Source organism: Neisseriaceae bacterium CLB008 (assembly GCA_041228285.1).
In the GTDB taxonomy this organism is placed as follows: Bacteria; Pseudomonadota; Gammaproteobacteria; order Burkholderiales; family Neisseriaceae; genus JAGNPU01.
Window position 1 is genome coordinate 1884828 of the sequence record CP166133.1, and the last position, 21545, is coordinate 1906372.

Below are 21545 nucleotides of genomic sequence, written 5' to 3' on the forward strand. Positions count from 1 at the left end.
GCAACATTTGGATCAACACCGAAAGCGGTAAGTATCTAGGCATGTATGGCTTAGCAAGCGGCACTTTCTATATTTTAACCAGCAACACGTCAGAGACGGCCAAGATGGCCAAAGGCGTGCTGGGGTGGCGGGAGGTTTAAGCATGTGTGAGTATTGTGATGGCGTTAAAAAATTAATTTCAGTCGCTACTGGTTTTTACTTTAGTGAAGTTGAGATTTTTAATTCACACCTATGCATAGATCAGGGCCAGTATTACAACGGGCATACTGAATCAATTAAAATCAACTACTGCCCCATGTGCGGCGATAAATTAGGGGCCAATGATGACTGTAAAGATTAGACCAAAAAGCCATACCGCATTTATGTGGTTTATCAATAATAAGCATGAGCTAGTTGTTGATGACTCTCCATCCAAGGTCGTCTCAAATCAAAAAGGAGTTGTTGAGTTTGAAAATGGCATGGAGTGCACAAGTGACAATTTTGATGACTCATGGGTTCCAGTGAATGATTGGCACCTGAGAAAGATTAAAACACTTTTACAAATTCTGGTGGATCAGCTGCCGGCACTGGGCGGCTGGCCCGAAGGGGTTGAATGGTATTCCCAGCTTGACGATGGGTGCGCTTATCTTAAGTTTAATGGAGCCATTCCGCACCACCTTATTGGAGGGCGCCTTCAGTTGGCATCCGATCAGGCAAGCGCCATCGTCACTAAAGAGCAATACGAAGCCGCGCTAAATAGATAACGACACGAATGTAATGAACAACCACCCGCCACTAGGCGGTATTTTTTTGGACAATGAAAATGAAAAACCTAACCCTTGGCCAACAGATGCGCCAACAAGATTTTGGCTTTAGAGATGAAGTGATCATTGACCTATTCGCTGGCGGCGGTGGCGCCAGTGTCGCCATTGAGCAGGCGACTGGTCTATTCGTTGATGCTGCCTGCAATCATGATGAAGAAGCCATTGCAATGCACACAGTAAACCATCCTCAAACAAAACATTATCAAGCGGATGTGTTTGAAGTAGACCCGAGAGAGGCGTGTGCCGGCTACCCTGTCGGCCTCTTACATCTAAGCCCTGACTGCACTCATCACAGCCAAGCAGCTGGTGGTCAGCCCCGTGACAAAGTGATTCGATCATTGGCTTGGGTCGGCAAGCGTTGGGCGGGCCAAGTAAAGCCGCGCGTCATCACTCTAGAAAACGTCGAGCAAATTCTTAAATGGGGCCCACTTGTGGCGAAGCGAGACAAGGTGACAGGCCGCGTTATCAAGCTAGACCGATCAGTAGCCAAGCCTGGTGAGTATGTACCGCTTAGCGAACAATTCTTGGTGCCTAACAAGAAGGCCCAAGGTAAAGCGTGGAAAGAGTTTGTGAACTCATTAAGAAGAATGGGCTATGCCGTTGAATGGAGAGTTGTGGTTGCTGCCGACTATGGCGCCCCAACCACCCGTAAGCGGTTATTTATGGTCGCCCGATGCGACGGCCAGCCCATCGTGTGGCCGGTCCCCACTCATTTTGAAAAGCCACAAAAAGGACAATTACCCTGGCGCACTGCGGCCGAGTGCATAGATTTCAGCAACACTGGTACATCTATCTTTGAGCGTAAACGAGAGCTAGCCGAAGCAACAAAACGACGTATCGCCAAAGGCATTCAAAAGTTTGTCTTAGATAACCCACAACCATTCATCGTGCCAATTGCCCACTTTAATGGTAGCGAACCAGTGCACTCAGGCCTAGAGCCACTACGCACCATTACTGCCACCCCTAAAGGCGGATCATTCGCGGTAGCCATGCCGGTGTACGCACCTGTGACCATACAAATGGCTCATGGTGAAGGTAAGGGAGCAACTAAACGTCGTGGTATTGGAAGCAGAGCAATTGATCAACCATTGAACACTGTAACTGCTTCTGGCGGTACCGGAGTGGCCACTGCCTACTTGATGCAAGCCAACGGTGGGTTTAACACAACAGTCGGCCGAGCAGCTGACGCACCAATGACAACAATCACCAACACTGGATCACAACAGCAGCTTGTCTCCGCATTTATTGAGCGACAGTTTCGCACTGGCGCCGGTGCAGACATCAGCAAGCCACTGCAAACGATCATGACCAAGGGTGCTGGGAAGTGCGGCCTAGTTGAATGTGAACTAAGCGGATCAGAAGACAAGGCACTGCGCGTAGCATCATTCATGATCAATTATTACGGCAATGGCGACGCTCGTGATTTGGCGCGGCCACTAGACACAATCACCACAAAAGACCGATTAGCTCTAGTCACTGTGCACATCAGCGGCGAGCCTTATTTGATCACTGATATTAGATTGAGAATGCTTGAGCCAAAAGAGCTGTACAAGGCTCAAGGTTTCCCAGACACGTATATTTTTGACCGAGACAGCCAAGGAAGGCCATTTACAAAAACCGCTCAGGTTCGAATGTGCGGCAATAGCGTATCACGGCCGCCGTATGAGGCGCTTGTCAGAGCCAACTATCAACCATTAACGATTGCCGCTTTGGCAGTAGCCTAACAAATCATTGAATCAACACGCCCCGCCCTGCGGGGTATTTTTTTGGAGCATCCAACATGATTACTTTTTCACTAGAAGAGGCATCCCCCATTCTTGGTGCGCATCCTGAGACATTACGCAGAAAGTGTAAATCAGGTGAGATTAGAGCATTTAAATCTGGTCGCGCCTGGCGAATTGCCAAAGAAGCTCTTGCAGATTACATCAAAGACAAAGAAAATGAACGCTTGCAGGAAGTGCGGGCGGAAGGGAGTAAGAAATGCCAATCCGATTACGTAACGGAATTTACTATATCGACATTGTTACCTCGTCAGGGAACCGTATTAGACGATCTTCTGGCACCAGCGACAAGAAAAAGGCCCAAGAGCTGCACGATAAACTAAAGCATGAACTATGGGCCGTCGAAAGACTGGGCGAAAAACCTAAAAGAACATGGGATGAAGCCTGTGTGCGCTTTCTTCAAGAAAAAGCACATAAAAAAAGCCTTGAAGACGATAAGCAAAAAATGCGCTTATTGGTACAGCTTCGAGGAATGCTTTTAACTGATATTACCCGTGATTTTATTATGGGTACTGTATCGAAACTCAGCTGTGGAAACTCTACCAAAAACCGCTACCTCACGTTGATCCGTACAGTCTTAAATCTGTGCGCTGGCGAATGGGAATGGATTGATAGAGCGCCCAAGTTGACTTTATACAAAGAGCCTAAAAAGCGGATTCGCTGGATTACTCGCGATGAGGCTAACAGGCTTATATCCGTTTTACACCGTGTCTATGCTGATTTAGCCGAGTTTAGCTTTATGACCGGCCTACGCCAGTCTAATGCCCTTACTTTGGAATGGTCTCAAGTCGATTTAGAAAGACAGGTCGCATGGATCCACCCAGACCAGGCCAAAGCAGGAAAACCGATAGGTGTGCCGCTGAACGAAAACGCCATGAATGTTCTACGGCGCCGGTTTGCCATTCGAAAAATGCACCAAATATTTGTCTCAAACCTACCTAGAGCTAGCCAGCTCAAAATGGACTTTACTAGATATGTCTTTGTAAGCGACATAACTAAACGACCATTGACCAGCATTAGCTCAGAAATCTGGAAGGCGGCACTCGATGAGGCAGGTATTAAAGATTTTCGTTGGCACGACATTAGGCACACCTGGGCAAGCTGGTTAGTCCAAAGTGGCGTTGGCTTACTTGAGTTAAAAGAAATGGGTGGCTGGGAAAGTGTCGAGATGGTCCAGAAGTATGCTCACTTAGCACCACAACATTTACACAAAAACGCTGTTCTATTAGAGACCCCACGAGCCATGGGTTTGGCACAAGATGTCACAAATCTGGCACACGTAAAAAATCCCCTGCTACCTTGGACAGTAAACTAGGGGATTTTTTGGAGATTTACGTATGTAAATCAATGTTCTGGCGGAGGCGGTGAGATTCGAACTCACGGAAGGGTATAAGCCTTCGACGGTTTTCAAGACCGTTGCATTCAACCGCTCTGCCACGCCTCCTTAAGAGATGCGTATAGTACCTAATAACCACGGGCTTGCCAAGCCTTTTTTTACTTTTTTATTGGTTTATTTTATAACCTATTCTTTATAAAGTTATTGTTCTTCTCTCAAGTACACCCACTCATGCGCTTTTGAGTGTTCATCGCTATAGCGATAGCCCGCTAGATCGAAGTTCTTCAGGGCTTCTGGCGTGTTTATTTGATTTTCAGCGGCATATTTCACCATCAAACCTCGGGCTTTTTTGGCGTAAAAGCTGATGATTTTGTATTCACCGTTCTTTTTGTCCTTAAAAACAGGCGTAATGATGGGATAAGCCAAGGTTTTTAAGTCTACTGCTTTAAAGTATTCATTAGACGCCAGGTTGATCAGCGTTGTGTGGCCACCTTCGCGCATGTACTGATTGATTTGTTTGGCGATGGTCTGGCCCCAATAAGCATATAGATTAGCGCCTTTAGCATTCTGTAATTTAGTGCCCATCTCTAAGCGGTAAGGCTGCATTAAATCTAAAGGCTTTAAAATGCCATACAGCCCTGACAAAATGCCTAGATGCTGTTGCAGATAGTCGGTGGCCGCTGGCGTTAAATGGTAGGCGTCTAGGCCATCATAAACATCACCTTTAAAGAGATACACTGCCTGTTTTGCATTTTTTAAATCAAATGGCGTCGCCCACTCACCAAATCGCTCGCTATTCAATAAGGCAATCTTATCCGACACCTTCATCAGCTCGGCAATCGCCTGCGGCGACAGTTTGCGGCAAACCTTAATTAAAGCTTCGCTATGTGCCAACAAAGGGCTTTGGGTATACGTTTGAGTGGGTGCGGGTGTGGTTTCATCTAGGGTTTTTGCGGGTGATAATACAAAGAACATAAGGCCCCCTTATCATTAATTAATCATAAATAGTAAAGCTCATTCTATCAGCCCCTCAGCCGGCCTCATAGGGTTAAATAATTAAGATTAACTATAGGTCATGATCAAAAATATAGGCCAAAATGAATTTAAATTAGAGTGACTATACAAACCCCTCAATCCTGCTTTATGATGGCTGTAGGCCTTTATTTTATGTACGCATGGTTTCTGTTTCGACTAGCAGAACAGCCCCTCAGAAGCCATCCCTACCGCTTTATTTGGCCTAGTGGCGCAGCCACTAGCGACACCATAAATATAATTCGTTTCGTACAAAGGAGTCTTAACATGTCTCAGAATCAAGATTTAGAAAAACGTCGCCAAGCCGCAACGCCTCGTGGCGTTGGCATTATGTGTAGCTTCTATGCAGATAAAGCTAAAAATGCTGAGATTTGGGATACTGACGGCAATCGCTACATTGATTTCGCTGGCGGTATCGGGGTATTAAACACGGGTCACCTACACCCTAAAGTAAAAGCCGCTGTCGCTGAACAGCTACACAAGTTCAGCCACACTTGCTACCAGGTCGTGCCGTATGAAGCCTATATTGAAGTAGCCGAGTTGATTAATGAGCGTGCGCCCGTCGGTGGCACCGCTAAAACCGTCTTTTTGACCACTGGTGCCGAAGCGGTCGAAAATGCCGTTAAAATCGCCCGTAGCCATACCGGCCGTCGTGGTGTCATTTCATTCTTTGGTGGCTACCACGGCCGCACCAACTTCACTCTAGGCCTCACCGGCAAGGTTGCCCCCTACAAATTAGGCTTTGGCCCCTTCCCAGCCGACATCATTCACGCCCCCTATCCGAATGAGCTGCATGGCGTAAGCGAAGAAGAAGCGCTGACTGGCTTAAAGAAAATCTTTAAATCAAACATTGACCCTACCGATGTTGCGGCCATCATCATTGAGCCAATTCAAGGTGAAGGTGGCTTTAACGTGACGCCTTATTCGTTCTTAAAAGCCCTACGCGACATTTGCGATGAACACGGCATTGTGCTGATTTTTGATGAAGTCCAGTCTGGCTTTGCACGTACAGGTAAGCTGTTTGCCACCGAACACACGGGCGTCACGCCAGACCTGATCACCATTGCCAAGTCCTTGGCCGGTGGTTTCCCGCTATCCGGCGTGATTGGCAAAGCCAACATTATGGATGCGCCTTTACCCGGCGGCCTAGGCGGCACCTATGCCGGTAGCCCTCTAGCCCTAGCCGCCGCCAAAGCCGTGATTCACGCCATTGAAGATGAACAGCTGTGCCAACGCGCCCAAATCCTTGGCGACAAACTCATGGCTAAGCTAGAATCTTTAAAGTCCAGCATTCCCCACATTAAAGCCGTACGTGGTTTAGGCGCGATGGTCGCCGTAGAATTCATGCAGCCTGGCACAACTCAGCCTGACCCTGAGTTTGCTAAAAAAGCCCAAACCTACGCCCTCGAGCATGGCCTGATTTTATTGACCTGTGGGATGTATTACAACGTGATGCGCTTCTTATTCCCGCTGACCATTGAAGACAGCGTGTTTGATGAAGCCATGACGACCTTAGAAGCAGCCCTACAGTTCGCCAGCAAATAGTCCATTAATGCCAGCCTAAGGGCTGGCCTGATATTACAACGTGTAGACCAGATGTCCACACAGGAGTTGAAAAATGCAATTAAAAGATCAAAGTTTATTTAAACAGCAGTGCTACATTGACGGGCAATGGCTAAACGCCGACAGCGGCCAAACCCTAACTGTCACTAACCCCGCCACGGGCGAAGTATTGGGCACTGTGCCAAAAATGGGCCAAGCTGAAACCTTAAAGGCCATTGCGGCGGCAGAAGCGGCGATGAAAACCTGGAAAAAAACGCCAGCTAAAGCCAGAGCCAATATTTTGCGCAAGTGGTTCGATCTCATGATGGCGAACCAAGACGACTTAGCCGCTATTTTAACCGCCGAACAAGGCAAGCCATTGGCTGAAGCCAAAGGTGAAATTGCTTACGGTGCCTCTTACATTGAATGGTTTGCCGAAGAAGGCAAACGCGCCTACGGTGACATCATTCCCGCCAATGCACCCGACCAACGGGTCTTGGTGACCAAAGAGCCAATTGGCGTGTGCGCCGCTATTACCCCTTGGAACTTCCCCAATGCAATGATTACCCGCAAAGTAGCGCCTGCGCTAGCAGCAGGCTGTGCCATCGTAGTGCGCCCTGCCACGGCCACGCCCTATTCAGCTTTTGCTATTGCAGAGCTAGCTGACCGCGCAGGTTTACCCAAAGGCTTATTGAGCATCCTCACCGGCGGCTCAACCGATATTGGTCAGGTATTGACCGAACACCCTGTGGTGAAAAAATTCAGCTTCACCGGCTCAACCGAAGTCGGTAAAAAACTGATTGCCCAGTGCGCCACCACGGTAAAAAAAGTGTCGATGGAACTCGGCGGCAACGCCCCCTTCATCGTATTTGACGACGCAGACATTGATGCAGCCGTTGAAGGCGCCTTGATCTCTAAATTCCGCAACGTTGGTCAAACCTGCGTGTGCGCCAATCGTCTCTACGTACAAGAAGGCGTCTACGATGCGTTTGTAGCCAAGCTCACCACAGCCGTTAGCCAAATGAAGGTTGGCAATGGCTTTGAAGCCGGCGTTCAGCAAGGCCCCATGATCGACGCAGCGGCGGTTAAAAAAACCCAAGAGCACATTGACGATGCCGTAGCCAAAGGCGCTGAAGTGGTCTTAGGCGGTAAACCCCACGCTCTAGGCGGTAACTTCTTTGAGCCAACCATTGTGAAAAATGTGACGCAAAGCATGAAGGTAGCGAAGGAAGAAACCTTTGGCCCCTTAGCACCGGTATTTAAGTTCAAAACCGAAGAAGAAGCCATCCAATACGCCAACGACACTGAGTTTGGCCTGGCCAGCTACTTCTATGCTCGTGACGTGGGCCGTATTTTCCGCGTAGCAGAAGGCTTAGAGTACGGCATGGTGGCCGTGAACTCGGGTATTCTTTCCAATGAAGCCGCCCCTTTCGGTGGCAGCAAAGAATCTGGCCTTGGTCGTGAAGGCTCTAAGTACGGCATTGAAGATTACCTAGAAATTAAATACACGCTATTGGGCGGCCTCTAGGCTCACCCCTCCAATAACCATGCCAAAACTGCGCCCGATTGATGTCACTGATCGGGTGCAGTTTTTTTACCCTTCTAGGCACTTAACCTGCGTCCACACGCCGATCGATTTACCATGAACGTCATGAAACACATGCAAAAAACCCTATTACTCAGCGGCTGGCTATGGCTTGGCCTCGCCACCAGCCTTCATGCACAGCCCTCAATCATCAACACCAGCGACTACAGCGACGAGCAGCTGTCGGACATCCGCGCCAGCGTTCCGACTGATGGCTGGGTTTTGATCCAGCATCAAGAAGAGCGATACCTTCTAAATGTTTCCAATCAAGAATACACGCTGTCGCTTGCCTGCCAAGATTCAAAACAGCCTAGCTATCTTATCGAATATGCCCGAGCCTACCGTGATGGCACTTTTGACGGCATTGACTTGGTTAGCTCAAGCCGGCAGCAGTTCGCCAAAGTGGTATTTGAAGTCGATGGCCATGCTTTTGAAGACCCATTCACGCCTGCAACGGCTAAGGAGGCTCAAAGCCTCATCGCCGCTCTTAAACAAGGTAAGACGTTAACCGTAAAGGTTTATGACACGGCATTCAATCCAGAAACCGCCACCGAGACATTGGCCTTGAATCGCTCAATCAACTTTAAGCTCAATCATTCAGCGCTTCTAGATGAGATCACCCCTTGTCGCTAAAGCCCTTTTAGGTGCATCGTTCACTCATAAAAAACGCCTAGAAACAAACGTGACATCCGTCATTTCTAGGCGTTTTAGGCTGTCGCTTCCTGCTAGCGAATGAACCAATCAAACATCGGCACCATATAAGGCAGTAACAGCGTGGTCAAAATCCCATTTAGCCCCATGGCTAGGCCGGCGAAGGCGCCCATGTGCGGATTGATGTTAAATGCGTGGGCCGTCCCCACCCCGTGGGAATTAAGCCCCAAGGCAAAGCCCTTAACCTCATCTGAAGTAATGTTCAGCCATTGGTACACATATTTAGCCATGATGGCACCAAACATACCCGTAGTTAACACCACTAAAGTGCTGATGGAAGGCTCGCTGCCAAACTGTTCGGTCACGGCGATCGCAATCGGCGTCGTCACGGCTTTAGCCGTCATCGTCGCCACCAACACTTTGCTGCCGCCTAGCAGCGCCATCAAAAACCCCGCCGACACGATAGACGTCAAACAGCCTGCAACTAAACCTACCATAAACGGTTTAAAGTAATCCTGGATTTTTTTGATCTGCAAGGCTAAAGGCACGGCCAAAGCCACCGTAGCCGGCCCTAACAGAAAATGAATGAATTTAGCGCTGTCAAAATAGCGATCATAGGGCACGTTATTGCTCACCAAAAACAAGGACACCATACCCACCGTTAAGGCCACAGGATTGACTAAAGGATGAAAGCGGCTTTTGCGATGTAAGAACATCGCCAACATATAAGCAGCCAGCGTAATGGTCAGGCCTAATAAAGGTGACTGGGTCAGATACAGCCACATACTCTCTGGCTTATTCATGTTCGGCCTCTTTTTGCTTATTGATCATTCTTTGCACCACCCAGGCAGTCACGCCTAAGGTGATGAGGCTACTGCCGGCGATGCTGACAATCAGCGCCGTCCACTGGCCCTCTAGAAGCGCGGCACTGCTGATGATGCCCACGCCAGCAGGCACGAACAGCAACGACAAATGGCCAATCAACAGCCGACTGGTGTCTTGAATATAATCTAGTAATCGGGGGAAGACCAACAGACTAACAAATAACAGCAGCATGCCAATAACGGGGCCGGGAATCGGCAGGTTCAGATAGTGAGACAGTAACTCACCCATACTTTGGTATGCCAGTAAAATAGCAAATGCGCCTAACATGGTGTCACAACCTAATATATGATTAACAAAATGCAAAAGGTCACCCTAATAATTTAAAGTGACCAGTTACAACAATCATACAACTAATTGTTTCAGCCGTTAACCTTTATATAGCTCAGCGACCCACAAAAAGGCCGTAGGGGCCAACCACCCCACACATTGGCCTTTATTTGCTGGTTTCTAGCGGATAACCCGCCTCACACCACTCACGAAAACCACCGTCCATAGACAATACTTGGGTATAGCCCATTTTTTGTAGATTTAGCGCCGCCAGCGCCGAACGATAGCCGCCACCACAATAAAGAATCATTGGGGTACCAAAATCAGGGACGGCAGCCTCAATGTCACGCTCTAAAATCCCCTTCCCCATATAGATGGCTTGAGGCAGGTGGCTTTTGTCCCATTCAACCACTTCACGTACGTCTACAAACAGCGGCAACCGGCCTTCATCTAATAAGGCTTTGGTGGCGCTGACGCTGATGCCGTCAATTTGGGTACGTGCCTCTTGGCACAACTGTTCAAATCTAGGACTGTGTTGCATAAAACCTCCTTATTGGCAGAGGCCTCAAACGAAGCCTCTGGTGTTCAGCGCAAAAACTTACAATACTGGGGTGTCTACGCGCACGTCGGCGCACTGAGCCCGTAGCCGCAGGGCATGATCCATCAACACCATGGCCAGCATGGCTTCGGCGATGGGCGCTGCCCTTAGGCCGACACAAGGGTCATGGCGGCCATGCGTCGCCATTTCGATTGGCTCACCGGCTTTGGTGATTGATTGACGCGGCGTGGCGATGCTCGACGTGGGCTTAATCGCAATCTTGATGTCGAGGTTTTGGCCCGTGCTGATGCCGCCCAAAATGCCGCCAGCGTGATTGCTCAAAAACCCTGTCGGGCTTAATTCATCGCCGTGCACCGAGCCGCGCTGTGCAACGGCTTCAAAGCCGGCGCCGATTTCCACACCCTTAACGGCATTAATACTCATCATGGCGTGGGCAATGTCTGCATCAAGACGATCAAACACCGGCTCGCCCAAGCCTACGGGCACGTTAAAGGCTTCAATTTTCAGTTTAGCGCCAACTGAATCAAGGCTCTTGCGTACAGAATCCATATAGTCTTCTAAAGCGGGCACACGGCTTTGATTGGCTACAAAGAAAGGATTCTGGTTGATGTCTTCATAGCGTGAAAACGCAATTTCTTCCGTCCCAATTTGGGTCACATAGGCCACGATGTGGGTACCAAACTGCTGCTGCAACCATTTTTTAGCAATGGCGCCAGCGGCCACGCGGGCGGCGGTTTCTCGCGCCGAGCTACGGCCACCGCCACGGTGGTCGCGAATGCCGTATTTATGCCAATAGGTGTAGTCGGCATGGCCTGGACGGAAGGTTTCGGCAATATTGCCGTAGTCCTTGCTGCGCTGATCGGTATTGCGAATCAATAAGGCAATAGGCGTGCCTGTGGTTTTGCCTTCAAAAACGCCCGATAAAATTTCAACTTCGTCTGCTTCTCTTCTTTGCGTGACGTGGCGGCTTGTGCCTGGCTTACGTCGATCTAATTCCAACTGAATATCTTCAGCAGACAATGCCAACAAAGGGGGACAGCCATCGATCACGCAGCCTAATGCAGGACCGTGGCTTTCGCCAAAAGTAGTGACAGTAAACAACTGCCCAAATGTATTCCCAGCCATTGATGCGCCTTTTATTGTGGAAGGTTGATGATTATTATTGATCGCTCAGTTTAGCACAATCGGCTTTTCGATGGGGCTCAATATCGAGCACGAACATGGTTTTTATCACAGCAAAAAAGCCACAGCCGCCCGAGACAGAATTTGACTTAAGTCGTGTTTTATACTAATAATCAATACAAATATAACATTTAACTTTACCTAACAAAAACAAGGTATTTTAAAAATACCCACACCTCATCAACTTGCACGCGGCCCTTAACCTCTTTAGGCATAAGGCCATGTTCTCTATTGTTTCGGCCAATACAGAAAGGCAATCGCGATGCCCGTTAAAACCCTCCCTTCTTTACGCCTCAGGCGGCTACCGCTGTGGGCAGAACTCTGCCTGATGCTGGCCATTAAGCTGTCGCTCCTCTATGGCGCTTGGTACTTCTGGTTCTCTCAACCCGTGGCCAAAAACATGACCGTCCCTCCACCAGAGATCGAAACCCACTTTTTCGACCGCGCGACACAAACCTACTAACTCACGAAAGACACTCACTATGCTCACTGATTTAGTCGACCTATCTCGGCTGCAGTTTGGCCTGACCGCCCTATTCCACTTTTTATTCGTCCCGCTCACCATGGGGCTTTCTTGGATTTTGGTGATTTGCGAAAGCGCTTACGTGATGACCGGTAAGCAGATCTACAAAGACATGACGCGCTTTTGGGGCAAGCTCTTTGGGATTAACTTTGCCATGGGCGTCACCACCGGCATCACCCTGGAGTTTCAATTTGGCACCAACTGGGCCTATTACTCTCACTATGTAGGTGATATTTTTGGGGTGCCATTGGCCGTCGAAGGCTTAATGGCATTCTTTTTGGAGTCCACATTTGTGGGGCTGTTCTTCTTTGGCTGGGACCGATTATCCAAAAATAAACACTTAATGGTGACCTTCTTGGTGGCCCTTGGCTCTAACCTCTCTGCACTGTGGATTCTGATCGCCAACGCATGGATGCAGAACCCCGTTGGGGCAGAGTTTAATTATCAGACCATGCGCATGGAGCTAACCAATATGAGCGAGGTATTCTTTAATCCCGTCGCTCAAGTTAAATTCGTCCACACCGTAGCCGCCGCCTACGTAACCGCTTCAATGTTTGTTCTGGGCATCTCGGCCCTCTATCTACTGAAAAAACGCGACCAAGGATTTGCCCTACGCTCCTTTGCCATTGCGGCGGCCTTTGGCCTAGCCTCTGCACTGTCTGTCGTGGTCTTGGGCGACGAATCCGGCTATGAATCAGGTGAGGTACAAAAAGTGAAACTGGCGGCGATTGAGGCAGAATGGCGAACAGAGCCAGCACCGGCCTCGTTTACCGTGGTTGGCCTCCCCCAGCAAGAACAGGAACACACCCAGTACGCACTGAAAATCCCCTACGTGATGGGCATCATCGCCACCCGCAGTCTAGATAAAGAAGTGATGGGTTTGACCGACCTCAAGCACGCCAACGAAGCCCGTATTCGCAATGGCATGATTGCCTATGGCGCCCTAGAGCAACTGCGTAGCGGTGATGAATCAGCATCAACGCTGTCCTTATTTGACCAACACAAAGCAGACTTAGGCTATGGCCTGCTGTTGAAAAAATACACATCAGATGTGGTAGACGCCAGTGAAGCCCAAATCTTGTCGGCGGCCAAAGACACCATTCCCCACGTGGCGACCATTTTCTGGAGCTTCCGCGGCATGGTGGCTTTAGGCTTCTGGTTCATCATTGTGTTCATCATGGCCAACTACTACTTGCACAGTAATAAACTGCAGGAAAAGCGCTGGTTTCTTAAAGTCTGTTTATGGTCCATTCCCCTGCCATGGGTTGCGGCCGAACTGGGCTGGATTGTCGCTGAGATGGGCCGACAACCTTGGACTATTTCCGGTATTTTACCCACCCATCTGTCGGTGTCGCAGCTCGACATTGGCCAAGTTTGGTTTAGCCTTGCTGGCCTACTGAGCATTTATACTCTGCTCTTTATCATCGAGATGTACTTGATGCTCAAGTACATCAAGCTTGGCCCTGCCAGCCTAAAAACCGGTCGCTATAGTGGCGAAACCGATACCCAAGCTTAATACCCATAAAGGAGCCATTATGATTTTCGATTACGCAACCATTAAGCTCATCTGGTGGGGACTCATCATTGTGTTATTCATTGGGTTTGCCATCACCGACGGTTTTGACATGGGCGTCGCCAGCCTCTTGCCTTTTTTAGGCAAAACCGACGTTGAGCGCCGCATCATCATCAACAGCGTCGGCCCTGTCTGGGAAGGCAACCAAGTATGGTTCATCACCGCGGCGGGCGCCCTCTTTGCCGCTTGGCCCTTGGTCTATGCCACCTCGTTCTCCACGCTATACGTCGCTTTGATGCTGACCTTATTTGCCTTATTCATGCGCCCCGTTGGCTTTGACTACCGCAGTAAGCTTAGCAGCTCCCGCTGGCGCCAAAGCTGGGACTGGGCCTTGTTTGTCGGCGGTACGGTTCCCGCCGTGGTGTTCGGTGTGGCCTGTGGCAATTTATTTTTAGGCCTGCCGTTTCAGTTTAACGACGCCTTACAGGTTAGCTATCATGGCGGCTTTATCGACCTACTGAACCCTTTTGCCTTTTTTGCGGGATTGATGTCTTGGGCCTTACTCGCCTTTCATGGCAGCGTCTACCTCAGCAATAAATCTCTAGGAGCAGTACAGGCCCGAGCCCACCGAGCCACCCGCAACATTGGCTTGGCGTTTGTGACGATTTTCATCTTGGGTGGCGTTTGGGTCCATTTTATCCCTGGGCTCACCATTACCGCAGCACCAAACGGCAACAGCTTCGTCGCCCCCTTAGCCAAAACCGTGGTTCAGAGCGAAGGCGGCTGGCTACATAACTATTTTAGCCTGCCCGTTCTATGGCTGATCCCGATTCTGGCCATTGTAAGCGCGCTTGGGGCCATTGCCGCCATTAAAACCCAGCCCAAGCTCAGCATGATCTTGAGCTCATTGGTCGTTGCCACCACCATCTTAACCCCCGCTGTGGCGCTGTTTCCATTCGTCCTGCCCTCCTCAGCCCACATTGTTTCCAGCTTAACCCTCTTCGATGCGGCTTCTAGCCACAAAACGCTAGAAATCATGCTGCTGGCAGCGGTCATTTTCGTGCCCCTCATTCTGTTTTACACCAGCTGGGTGTATCGCGTCATGCGCGGCCCGGTGACGGAAGAGCGCTTACACAACGATACACACAACTATTAATTTAGGCGGCTTAGGCCGCTTTAGAAAGGACAGCCTTATGTGGTATTTTGCTTGGTTACTCGGCCTTGGTTTGGCCATCAGCACCGGCATTATTGGGGTTTTATGGCTAGAAAGTCAGTTTTCTTTCCAGGACCGCAAGGAAGATTAATCGTTTACCCCTCAAAAGCAGCCTTATAGAAGGCTGCTTTTTATTTTCTTCGCGCTGAAGCATCATCAGTGAAAGCAAGCACCTACAGACAATTAACGGCAAACTGTGGTCAATCATACCCACTTCAAATTTGACAAAATCGCGCCAGCCGTTTAACTTTCAAGCTTATTCCCAAAATAAAAAAAAGCACACTATGAAACCAATTATTAAACGCTTTGTGCTACATTTCGGTGAAATGGGTAGTCTATGGGGCATTAATAGAACAGTGGGCCAGATGTATGCCTTACTGTATCTATCCCAGAAGCCACTCAACGCCGATGACCTAGTTCAGGCACTACAAGTTTCACGTTCAAACGTGAGTGTGGGTCTAAAAGAGTTACAGTCATGGAAACTGATTCGCCTGGTTCACTACCCACAGGACCGCCGCGATTACTTCACCACTCCAGAAGACGTATGGCAAATCTTTAAGACCCTCATTGAAGAAAAACGTCGCCGCGAGGTAGAGCCTACCTTATCCATGCTCCGCGACACCCTATTAGTCAAACCTGAAGACAAAGAAGAACAATACGCGCAAGAACGCATCCACGAAATGCACGAATTGATCGACTTAGCCAGCAATTGGTTTGATGATGTTCAAAAGCTTTCTCCAGAAACCCTGGCCAAGCTAATGAAATTAGGCAGTAAGGTTAACCGCCTATTAGAAACCATGGAAAAATTAAAGCTCGGCGGCTCTAAGTCTTCCTAAACCCAGCCTAGCCAAAGACACCAATCACTTAGCTGCTTGGTGTTTTTTTCGTCAGCTGCTCCTTAAACCCTAGCACGACGCAGCCCTTGACGAACAACAAGGTGGCGCCGACAGAGATGATCATGGGCCTCGACCTATTATTTATAATGTTTTTAGTGGCCTTAGTGGCCAGTTTTTGTGATGCGATCGCCGGCGGTGGTGGCCTCTTAACGTTACCGGCCTTACTGCTGGCCAGTGTTGAACCCGTATCTGCCCTAGCCACCAATAAGCTACAAGCCTCTGTCGGCAGCGTGTCGGCAGCCTTAACCTTTATTCGTAAAGGCATCGTTAGCTGGCGTAAGATTTGGCCCATGGCCCTCAGCGCTGGCATTGGCTCCCTCCTCGGTGCCTTATCGGTCAATTTATTACCTCCTGAGGTACTCAAGGGCTTTGTGCCCATCTTACTGATTGCCGTGGCGCTGTATTTTATTTTCTCACCCAAATTGAGCGACCTTGATGGCCAACCCAAAATGTCGGCGTTTGCATTCGGCCTGACCGTCGTACCCGCCATCGGCTTTTACGATGGCATTTTCGGCCCAGGCACGGGTTCTTTCTTAACCTTAGGCTTCGTCTCATTAATGGGCTATGGCATCATTAAGTCCATCGGCCACACAAAAGTGTTAAATGCCGCCACCAATCTCGGCGCCCTGCTGGTTTTCCTGACCTACGGCAAAATCATTTGGGCCCTCGCCTTAGCCATGGCGGCAGGCTCATTCATTGGCGCCCAACTGGGCGCACGTTTTGCCATGAAGGCTGGCGCCAAAGTAGTGAAGCCCATGCTGATCACCATCTGCTGCCTGATGGCGATCAAGCTGCTGATGGAGGCCGACCACCCCATTCGACTCTTTTTCGCTCAGCTGTTCTAAGACAACGCGCCACACATAATTAGGCCAATGCCCACTCAGGCATTGGCCTATTTTTGATTCAAGATCACACCAGCTGCCTGACTGAACACTACTGCACCAAAAAATAAAATATAATTAAATAAAATTCAATGACTTAATTAAATAACCGTGCGAATGATAACAATTCCTATTCACAAACAAGAATAAAGTCTGTATAGTTTGGGCTTGGTAGTGGTTTGTGTTCCTTTTCAAGCCCCTTGGGTCCACCAAGGGGCATTTTTTTGCCTAACGCATTCTCCCCTTAACGCCCCCTACAGCTAGACGCCAACAAGCAAGCCAAATAAATCCATTCGATAATCATCTCATCCTCCACTGCTACATTCTAGAGGCAGGCAAAGCCAAATATCTTCCCTCGGTGACACCCACAACCCTTGCCACCACTTTTATCATGATTTATTTCAAAGACTTAATAAAATAAACGTCCAAATGATAATAATTCCTATTCACATAAAGAAAAAAGACCTGTATCATGCAGTTCATGGTCATCAACGAAAGCACCACACCATGAGTACCGAAAAAACCGCGCAGCAACTCAGCGACAGCCTAATCGATTTACATGGCCGCAGCAAAACCGTGATGATGGCCACCCAGACTGAAGACGCCACACCCCACATCAGCTATAGCCCGTATGCCCTGATCGAAGGTAAATACTATGTATTTTTATCTGCCCTCGCCGCCCACACACGCCATTTAGTGGAACGGCCACAGGCCAGCATCATGCTGATTGAAGATGAGCAGGACACGCGTAATCTGTATGCACGCGCTAGGCTCAGCTGGGTCGCACAGGCTAGCTTAATTGAGCGACAAACGCCTTTATTTGATTTAGCCATCGCGCAATTAAAAGCACGCACCGGCCAAACCATCAACTTACTGGTGAGCCTCAATGATTTTGATTTATTTGAATTAGCGCCCCTACATGGGCGGCTGGTTTTAGGATTTGGACAGGCTTATCAGATTAAGCCCGAAGATTTACTCGCCGTGATGGCGCACGAACAAGCCGTCAAACTGACGCACATAACAACGTAACGATTTTGGTAGTGGTTTGTGTTCCTTTTCTAGCCCCTTATACTCTAAGGGGCATTTTTTTGCCTATAGCCTGCTGCCACACGGCGCCCTCTCCCTAAACGTCATGCACCCATAGCAAGCATCACCCATCGTCCCGCACACAAGCCTTATTTGGGCACGGTGACCGCATTCATACGGCGGTTGATGATGTTGGTTTTGTTAGACAAGGCACGAGACTTACGGTTTTCATCATAAAACCGCGGCCGCGTGACCATACTGGCTAAACGCGCAGCCTGTGCTTTGGTTAAATTATCAGCAGAACGTTTAAAGTAATACTGACTGGCTGCCTCAGCGCCGTAGACACCGTGACCCCATTCAATCACGTTTAAATAGATTTCATAAATGCGTTTTTTATCGGTGCTGCCTTCCAATAGCAGTGTGAGCCAGGCTTCTTCACCTTTGCGCACATAGCTACGCGCCTCCCACAAAAACAAGTTTTTAACCAATTGCTGAGTAATGGTTGAGCCACCGGCTTTGACTTCGCCATTTTTTTCGTTACGGCGCATGGCATAACGAATGCCGTTCCAATCAAAACCATCATGGCGCAAGAAGCTAGCGTCTTCCGAGGCAATCAATGCATGCTTTAAGTTACTGCTCAGCTCATCATAAGGCCGCCACTGATATTTAAGCACGACATCAGGGTCTTCGGCCTTCAAGACACTCATGCGTTCACGCATAAATGCCGTCGACTCTGGCCCCACACCCCGCCAAAACAGCATGGCCCCATAAGCGTAGACATTAAACAAAACCACCGCTGCCACAGCAGCGGTGATGAGCCATTTAAGCCATTTAAACATAGGAAAGCCTAAGCCAGCTGCTCACGCAGAGCATTGGTAATGGCACGGGTTTCAGGCTTGAAGCCACGCCAAATTTCGTATGAGGCCGCGGCTTGCTCAACCAACATGCCTAAACCATCCGCTAAAATACCGGCCTTCTCAGCCTGGGCACGCTTTAAGAATTCAGTTAAGCCAGAGCCATACACCATATCGTAGGCCAAGGTTTTCTCAGTAAAGATGCCTTTAGGAATCGGTGGCAACTCATTATGCAAACTGCTCGAAGTCCCATTGATGATGACGTCAAACTCATGACCAGCCAGTTCTTCATACGGCAAGATGTCAATTTGGTGGCCCTCAAACTGAGACACCAGAGCTTTAGCACGATCCAAATTACGGTTCGCGATGGTCACCGACAGCGGTAGCTGTGCCAAAATAGGCTGCAACACGCCGCGAACGGCACCGCCTGCGCCCAAGATCAACACCCGGCGCGCAATCAAAGGACAGTCTAAATTATTTAAAATATCGCTCACAATGCCTACACCGTCGGTGTTATCGCCCAAAAGCTGTCCGTTTGGCAAGATGCTGATGGTGTTGACGGCTAGAGCTGCTTCGGCGCGCTCGGTGCGCTCATCCACAAATTCATAGGCATCCCCTTTAAACGGTAGGGTAATATTGAGGCCGGAGCCACCGGAGGCAAAAAAGGCCGCGGCAACGTCTTTAAAGCCGTCTAACGGCGCCAAAATGCGCTCATAGCCCAGCGCAATGCCTTCTTGTTTGGCAAACGCCAAATGAATTTCTGGCGAGCGGCTGTGTTCGATCGGGTGACCGACAACCGCATAACGTAGTTCTTTCATATTCAAACCCTATAGCGATATTAATTATATTGTGTCGATACTTTGCCCTTAAACGCGGCTTTTTTCAACTCTTATCGTCAATATTCTGCCTTTTTAGCCCAGTAAACCGCCTATTGGCTGGTTTTAGGCGCCAACCAATCATCATGACGTAAGAATATAAAGTCTGGTAAAAACCGAATTTTACCGTTTTATGGCTGTAAACTTAGTGATTTTGGCATACGCCAGATTATTTTTTCTCGCAGCCATTCTTTTATCAAAATACTTATGGCACAATAGACCGACTGCCCAGTACACAACGGGTGTCACCGTTTTATCTCTCGCATCATCCCACCCATACTAGGAGACACAGATGTCTGTTGCACACGTCGTAGAGTTGATAAAGGCACACAAAATTCGCTTCATCGATTTACGCCTTACCGACACTAAAGGTAAAGAGCACCACGTAACCATTCCCGCCCATGTTTTATTGGAAGACCCAGAAGAATGGTTTGAGTCAGGCCAGCCCTTCGACGGCTCTTCAATGGCCGGCTGGAAAGGTGTTCAGGCGTCTGACATGCTGTTAATCGCCGACCCAGACAGTGCCAACATCGATCCGTTCTTTGACGAACCAACCCTCATTTTAACCTGTGATGTGATTGACCCAGCCAACGGCCAAGGCTATGACCGTTGCCCACGCTCGGTGGCGAAGCGTGCAGAAAATTATTTAAAAGCTTCTGGCATAGGCGACACCGCCTTTTTTGGCCCAGAGCCAGAATTCTTTGTATTCGACAGCGTGGAGTTTGAAACCCACGCCTCAGGTACGCGCTTCCAAATCAACGCTGAAGAAGCCGCTTGGTCCTCAGGCAAAAGCCTAAACGGCGGCAACACAGGCCATCGCCCCATGATGAAAGGCGGCTATTTCCCAGTACCACCGGTTGATTCTGGCCAAGACATGCGTTCAGCCATGGTCATGACCATGGAAGCCATGGGCGTACCGGTAGAGGTTCACCACCACGAAGTCGGCACCGCCGGCCAAATGGAAATCGGCACTCGCTTCAGCACGCTGACCAAGCGCGCCGACATGACCCAAGTCATGAAATACGTGATTCACAACGTGGCCCACAACTACGGTAAAACCGCAACCTTCATGCCGAAACCCATCATGGGCGACAACGGCTCTGGCATGCACGTGCATCAATCCATTTGGAAAGATGGCCAAAACTTATTTGCTGGCGACGGCTATGGCGGCCTATCCGATACGGCGCTCTACTACATTGGCGGCATCATCAAGCACGCCAAAGCCTTGAACGCAATCACCAATCCCAGCACCAACTCATACAAACGTTTGGTGCCGCATTATGAAGCCCCTACCAAATTGGCCTACTCAGCCAAAAACCGTTCGGCATCGATCCGCATTCCTTACGTGGCCAGCACTAAAGGTCGCCGTATTGAAGCGCGCTTCCCAGACCCAATGGCCAACCCCTACCTATGCTTTGCCGCGCTATTGATGGCTGGCCTAGACGGCATTCAAAACAAGATTCACCCTGGCGATGCCGCGGATAAAAACCTCTACGACCTACCACCGGAAGAAGACAAGTTAATCCCAACCGTGTGTACTTCATTAGAAGAAGCCCTAGCTGCCCTACAAGCCGACCATGAGTTCTTAACCCGCGGCGGTGTGTTCAGCGAAGACTGGGTACAAAGCTACATCACCTTAAAAATGGCCGACGTGACGCGCATGCAAATGGCGCCTCACCCCTTAGAGTTTGAAATGTACTACAGCCTCTAAGTCGACCCCACAATGCGAACGCGCCGGCTGATTCAACCAGCAGGCGCGTTTTCTATACCGATCGCCTCGCCAAAAGCTCATGTTCGTAAGCAATAAACGCCCCAATCATGGCCCGATACACTGCCTCTACCACCTCAGGGCTCGCACCAACCAACCGAGCTTCAGTCTTCGCCTGCTCAATCACCGCCGCCGCTCGCTCTGGTGCAGGCACCGCAGCAGCATCGGTTTTAAACCCTGCCGCTTGCGTCACATACCCCTGTCGTTTCGCTAACAGCGCAATCAACTGCTTATCCAACACATCAATCTGCGTCCTCACTTCTGTCAAAGACGTACATTTCATCTTTTTCTCCTTTGGGCCAATGGCCAACTCATCAATCACATACACACTAATTAAAACAAACCCTTGCATCACCACAGGCACTGCCTTAGC

The 21545-nt window shown here is 49.4% G+C and carries 23 protein-coding genes and 1 tRNA gene; 15 read left to right on the plus strand and 9 right to left on the minus strand.

Annotated features, from left to right (window positions below; all coding sequences use genetic code 11):
* Positions 1-323 precede the first annotated feature (323 nt).
* Genes AB8Q18_08645 through AB8Q18_08660 form a run of 4 tightly spaced genes read left to right on the plus strand, consistent with a single transcriptional unit; the run spans position 324 to position 3899 of the window.
* Positions 324-743 (plus strand): hypothetical protein, encoded by a 420-nt coding sequence (locus AB8Q18_08645; GenBank protein XDZ50265.1) that lies wholly within the window; start codon positions 324-326, stop codon positions 741-743.
* A gap of 59 nt (positions 744-802) precedes the next feature.
* On the plus strand, positions 803-2527 hold the full coding sequence (locus AB8Q18_08650) for a DNA cytosine methyltransferase (protein XDZ50266.1): 1725 nt from the start codon (positions 803-805) through the stop codon (positions 2525-2527).
* 56 nt (positions 2528-2583) lie between these two features.
* Positions 2584-2907: a helix-turn-helix domain-containing protein gene (locus AB8Q18_08655; protein ID XDZ50267.1), complete on the plus strand. Its 324-nt coding sequence runs from the start codon at positions 2584-2586 to the stop codon at positions 2905-2907.
* Complete coding sequence (locus tag AB8Q18_08660; GenBank protein ID XDZ52913.1) at positions 2790-3899, plus strand: tyrosine-type recombinase/integrase; 1110 nt, start codon at positions 2790-2792, stop codon at positions 3897-3899. The genes AB8Q18_08655 and AB8Q18_08660 overlap by 118 nt, the downstream gene beginning before the upstream one ends.
* Positions 3900-3937: 38 nt before the next feature.
* Here the strand turns inward: AB8Q18_08660 and AB8Q18_08665 are convergent.
* Positions 3938-4028 (minus strand) — tRNA-Ser (locus tag AB8Q18_08665).
* A gap of 93 nt (positions 4029-4121) precedes the next feature.
* Complete coding sequence (gene yaaA / locus AB8Q18_08670) at positions 4122-4895, minus strand: peroxide stress protein YaaA (protein XDZ50268.1); 774 nt, start codon at positions 4893-4895, stop codon at positions 4122-4124.
* Between the two features lie 324 nt (positions 4896-5219).
* Between yaaA and gabT the strand changes: the two genes are divergently transcribed.
* From gabT to AB8Q18_08685, 3 genes are all read left to right on the plus strand, one after another.
* A complete protein-coding gene (gene gabT, locus AB8Q18_08675) occupies positions 5220-6497 on the plus strand; it encodes a 4-aminobutyrate--2-oxoglutarate transaminase (GenBank protein ID XDZ50269.1) in 1278 nt (425 codons plus the stop codon).
* A 73-nt stretch (positions 6498-6570) separates the two neighbouring features.
* Positions 6571-8022, plus strand: coding sequence for an NAD-dependent succinate-semialdehyde dehydrogenase (locus AB8Q18_08680; GenBank protein XDZ50270.1), 1452 nt, complete (start codon positions 6571-6573; stop codon positions 8020-8022).
* A 123-nt stretch (positions 8023-8145) separates the two neighbouring features.
* Positions 8146-8712 (plus strand): hypothetical protein, encoded by a 567-nt coding sequence (locus AB8Q18_08685; GenBank protein XDZ50271.1) that lies wholly within the window; start codon positions 8146-8148, stop codon positions 8710-8712.
* Positions 8713-8804: 92 nt separating this feature from the next.
* Here the strand turns inward: AB8Q18_08685 and AB8Q18_08690 are convergent, their stop codons facing one another.
* The 4 genes from AB8Q18_08690 to aroC form a co-directional block, all read right to left on the minus strand.
* Complete coding sequence (locus tag AB8Q18_08690; protein ID XDZ50272.1) at positions 8805-9533, minus strand: LrgB family protein; 729 nt, start codon at positions 9531-9533, stop codon at positions 8805-8807.
* Positions 9526-9882 (minus strand): CidA/LrgA family protein, encoded by a 357-nt coding sequence (locus tag AB8Q18_08695; protein XDZ50273.1) that lies wholly within the window; start codon positions 9880-9882, stop codon positions 9526-9528. The genes AB8Q18_08690 and AB8Q18_08695 overlap by 8 nt, the downstream gene beginning before the upstream one ends.
* Before the next feature lie 166 nt (positions 9883-10048).
* Positions 10049-10423: a rhodanese-like domain-containing protein gene (locus AB8Q18_08700; GenBank protein ID XDZ50274.1), complete on the minus strand. Its 375-nt coding sequence runs from the start codon at positions 10421-10423 to the stop codon at positions 10049-10051.
* 57 nt (positions 10424-10480) lie between these two features.
* The gene (gene aroC / locus AB8Q18_08705; protein XDZ50275.1) at positions 10481-11566 is read right to left on the minus strand and encodes a chorismate synthase; all 1086 of its coding nucleotides are present in this window, start codon (positions 11564-11566) and stop codon (positions 10481-10483) included.
* A 319-nt stretch (positions 11567-11885) separates the two neighbouring features.
* Between aroC and AB8Q18_08710 the strand changes: the two genes are divergently transcribed.
* From AB8Q18_08710 to AB8Q18_08740, 7 genes are all read left to right on the plus strand, one after another.
* Entirely contained in the window at positions 11886-12086 is a 201-nt protein-coding gene (locus AB8Q18_08710; protein XDZ50276.1) for a hypothetical protein, read from the plus strand.
* 19 nt (positions 12087-12105) lie between these two features.
* Positions 12106-13662: a cytochrome ubiquinol oxidase subunit I gene (locus AB8Q18_08715; protein ID XDZ50277.1), complete on the plus strand. Its 1557-nt coding sequence runs from the start codon at positions 12106-12108 to the stop codon at positions 13660-13662.
* Positions 13663-13681: 19 nt separating this feature from the next.
* Entirely contained in the window at positions 13682-14815 is a 1134-nt protein-coding gene (gene cydB / locus AB8Q18_08720; protein ID XDZ50278.1) for a cytochrome d ubiquinol oxidase subunit II, read from the plus strand.
* A gap of 37 nt (positions 14816-14852) precedes the next feature.
* Complete coding sequence (gene cydX, locus AB8Q18_08725) at positions 14853-14963, plus strand: cytochrome bd-I oxidase subunit CydX (protein XDZ50279.1); 111 nt, start codon at positions 14853-14855, stop codon at positions 14961-14963.
* Positions 14964-15156: 193 nt separating this feature from the next.
* Positions 15157-15708: a GbsR/MarR family transcriptional regulator gene (locus AB8Q18_08730; protein ID XDZ50280.1), complete on the plus strand. Its 552-nt coding sequence runs from the start codon at positions 15157-15159 to the stop codon at positions 15706-15708.
* 122 nt (positions 15709-15830) lie between these two features.
* On the plus strand, positions 15831-16613 hold the full coding sequence (locus AB8Q18_08735) for a TSUP family transporter (GenBank protein ID XDZ50281.1): 783 nt from the start codon (positions 15831-15833) through the stop codon (positions 16611-16613).
* A gap of 543 nt (positions 16614-17156) precedes the next feature.
* Positions 17157-17678: a HugZ family protein gene (locus AB8Q18_08740; protein XDZ50282.1), complete on the plus strand. Its 522-nt coding sequence runs from the start codon at positions 17157-17159 to the stop codon at positions 17676-17678.
* A gap of 146 nt (positions 17679-17824) precedes the next feature.
* Here AB8Q18_08740 and mtgA read toward each other — a convergent pair whose 3' ends face one another.
* Together mtgA and aroE are read right to left on the minus strand one after the other, a co-directional pair.
* Positions 17825-18514 (minus strand): monofunctional biosynthetic peptidoglycan transglycosylase, encoded by a 690-nt coding sequence (mtgA, locus tag AB8Q18_08745; GenBank protein XDZ50283.1) that lies wholly within the window; start codon positions 18512-18514, stop codon positions 17825-17827.
* An 8-nt stretch (positions 18515-18522) separates the two neighbouring features.
* The gene (aroE, locus tag AB8Q18_08750) at positions 18523-19347 is read right to left on the minus strand and encodes a shikimate dehydrogenase (GenBank protein ID XDZ50284.1); all 825 of its coding nucleotides are present in this window, start codon (positions 19345-19347) and stop codon (positions 18523-18525) included.
* A 349-nt stretch (positions 19348-19696) separates the two neighbouring features.
* Between aroE and glnA the strand changes: the two genes are divergently transcribed.
* The gene (gene glnA / locus AB8Q18_08755) at positions 19697-21115 is read left to right on the plus strand and encodes a type I glutamate--ammonia ligase (GenBank protein ID XDZ50285.1); all 1419 of its coding nucleotides are present in this window, start codon (positions 19697-19699) and stop codon (positions 21113-21115) included.
* A 52-nt stretch (positions 21116-21167) separates the two neighbouring features.
* Here glnA and AB8Q18_08760 read toward each other — a convergent pair whose 3' ends face one another.
* Positions 21168-21455 carry a chorismate mutase gene (locus AB8Q18_08760; protein ID XDZ50286.1) on the minus strand — a complete coding sequence of 96 codons (288 nt, stop codon included), beginning with the start codon at positions 21453-21455 and terminating at the stop codon, positions 21168-21170.
* Positions 21456-21545 lie beyond the last annotated feature (90 nt).

Excerpts from the sequence above, each read along its gene's own strand:
- AB8Q18_08695 (XDZ50273.1), bottom strand. The coding sequence starts at position 9,882 with ATGTTAGGCGCATTTGCTATTTTACTGGCATACCAAAGTATGGGTGAG.
- cydX (XDZ50279.1), top strand. The coding sequence starts at position 14,853 with ATGTGGTATTTTGCTTGGTTACTCGGCCTTGGTTTGGCCATCAGCACC.
- AB8Q18_08735 (XDZ50281.1), top strand. The coding sequence starts at position 15,831 with ATGGGCCTCGACCTATTATTTATAATGTTTTTAGTGGCCTTAGTGGCC.
- AB8Q18_08655 (XDZ50267.1), top strand. The coding sequence starts at position 2,584 with ATGATTACTTTTTCACTAGAAGAGGCATCCCCCATTCTTGGTGCGCAT.
- glnA (XDZ50285.1), top strand. The coding sequence starts at position 19,697 with ATGTCTGTTGCACACGTCGTAGAGTTGATAAAGGCACACAAAATTCGC.
- yaaA (XDZ50268.1), bottom strand. The coding sequence starts at position 4,895 with ATGTTCTTTGTATTATCACCCGCAAAAACCCTAGATGAAACCACACCC.
- AB8Q18_08730 (XDZ50280.1), top strand. The coding sequence starts at position 15,157 with ATGAAACCAATTATTAAACGCTTTGTGCTACATTTCGGTGAAATGGGT.
- AB8Q18_08645 (XDZ50265.1), top strand. The coding sequence starts at position 324 with ATGACTGTAAAGATTAGACCAAAAAGCCATACCGCATTTATGTGGTTT.
- AB8Q18_08680 (XDZ50270.1), top strand. The coding sequence starts at position 6,571 with ATGCAATTAAAAGATCAAAGTTTATTTAAACAGCAGTGCTACATTGAC.
- aroC (XDZ50275.1), bottom strand. The coding sequence starts at position 11,566 with ATGGCTGGGAATACATTTGGGCAGTTGTTTACTGTCACTACTTTTGGC.
- AB8Q18_08650 (XDZ50266.1), top strand. The coding sequence starts at position 803 with ATGAAAAACCTAACCCTTGGCCAACAGATGCGCCAACAAGATTTTGGC.
- AB8Q18_08690 (XDZ50272.1), bottom strand. The coding sequence starts at position 9,533 with ATGAATAAGCCAGAGAGTATGTGGCTGTATCTGACCCAGTCACCTTTA.
- gabT (XDZ50269.1), top strand. The coding sequence starts at position 5,220 with ATGTCTCAGAATCAAGATTTAGAAAAACGTCGCCAAGCCGCAACGCCT.
- AB8Q18_08715 (XDZ50277.1), top strand. The coding sequence starts at position 12,106 with ATGCTCACTGATTTAGTCGACCTATCTCGGCTGCAGTTTGGCCTGACC.
- AB8Q18_08760 (XDZ50286.1), bottom strand. The coding sequence starts at position 21,455 with ATGAAATGTACGTCTTTGACAGAAGTGAGGACGCAGATTGATGTGTTG.
- aroE (XDZ50284.1), bottom strand. The coding sequence starts at position 19,347 with ATGAAAGAACTACGTTATGCGGTTGTCGGTCACCCGATCGAACACAGC.
- AB8Q18_08710 (XDZ50276.1), top strand. The coding sequence starts at position 11,886 with ATGCCCGTTAAAACCCTCCCTTCTTTACGCCTCAGGCGGCTACCGCTG.
- mtgA (XDZ50283.1), bottom strand. The coding sequence starts at position 18,514 with ATGTTTAAATGGCTTAAATGGCTCATCACCGCTGCTGTGGCAGCGGTG.
- AB8Q18_08700 (XDZ50274.1), bottom strand. The coding sequence starts at position 10,423 with ATGCAACACAGTCCTAGATTTGAACAGTTGTGCCAAGAGGCACGTACC.
- AB8Q18_08740 (XDZ50282.1), top strand. The coding sequence starts at position 17,157 with ATGAGTACCGAAAAAACCGCGCAGCAACTCAGCGACAGCCTAATCGAT.
- AB8Q18_08685 (XDZ50271.1), top strand. The coding sequence starts at position 8,146 with ATGAAACACATGCAAAAAACCCTATTACTCAGCGGCTGGCTATGGCTT.
- cydB (XDZ50278.1), top strand. The coding sequence starts at position 13,682 with ATGATTTTCGATTACGCAACCATTAAGCTCATCTGGTGGGGACTCATC.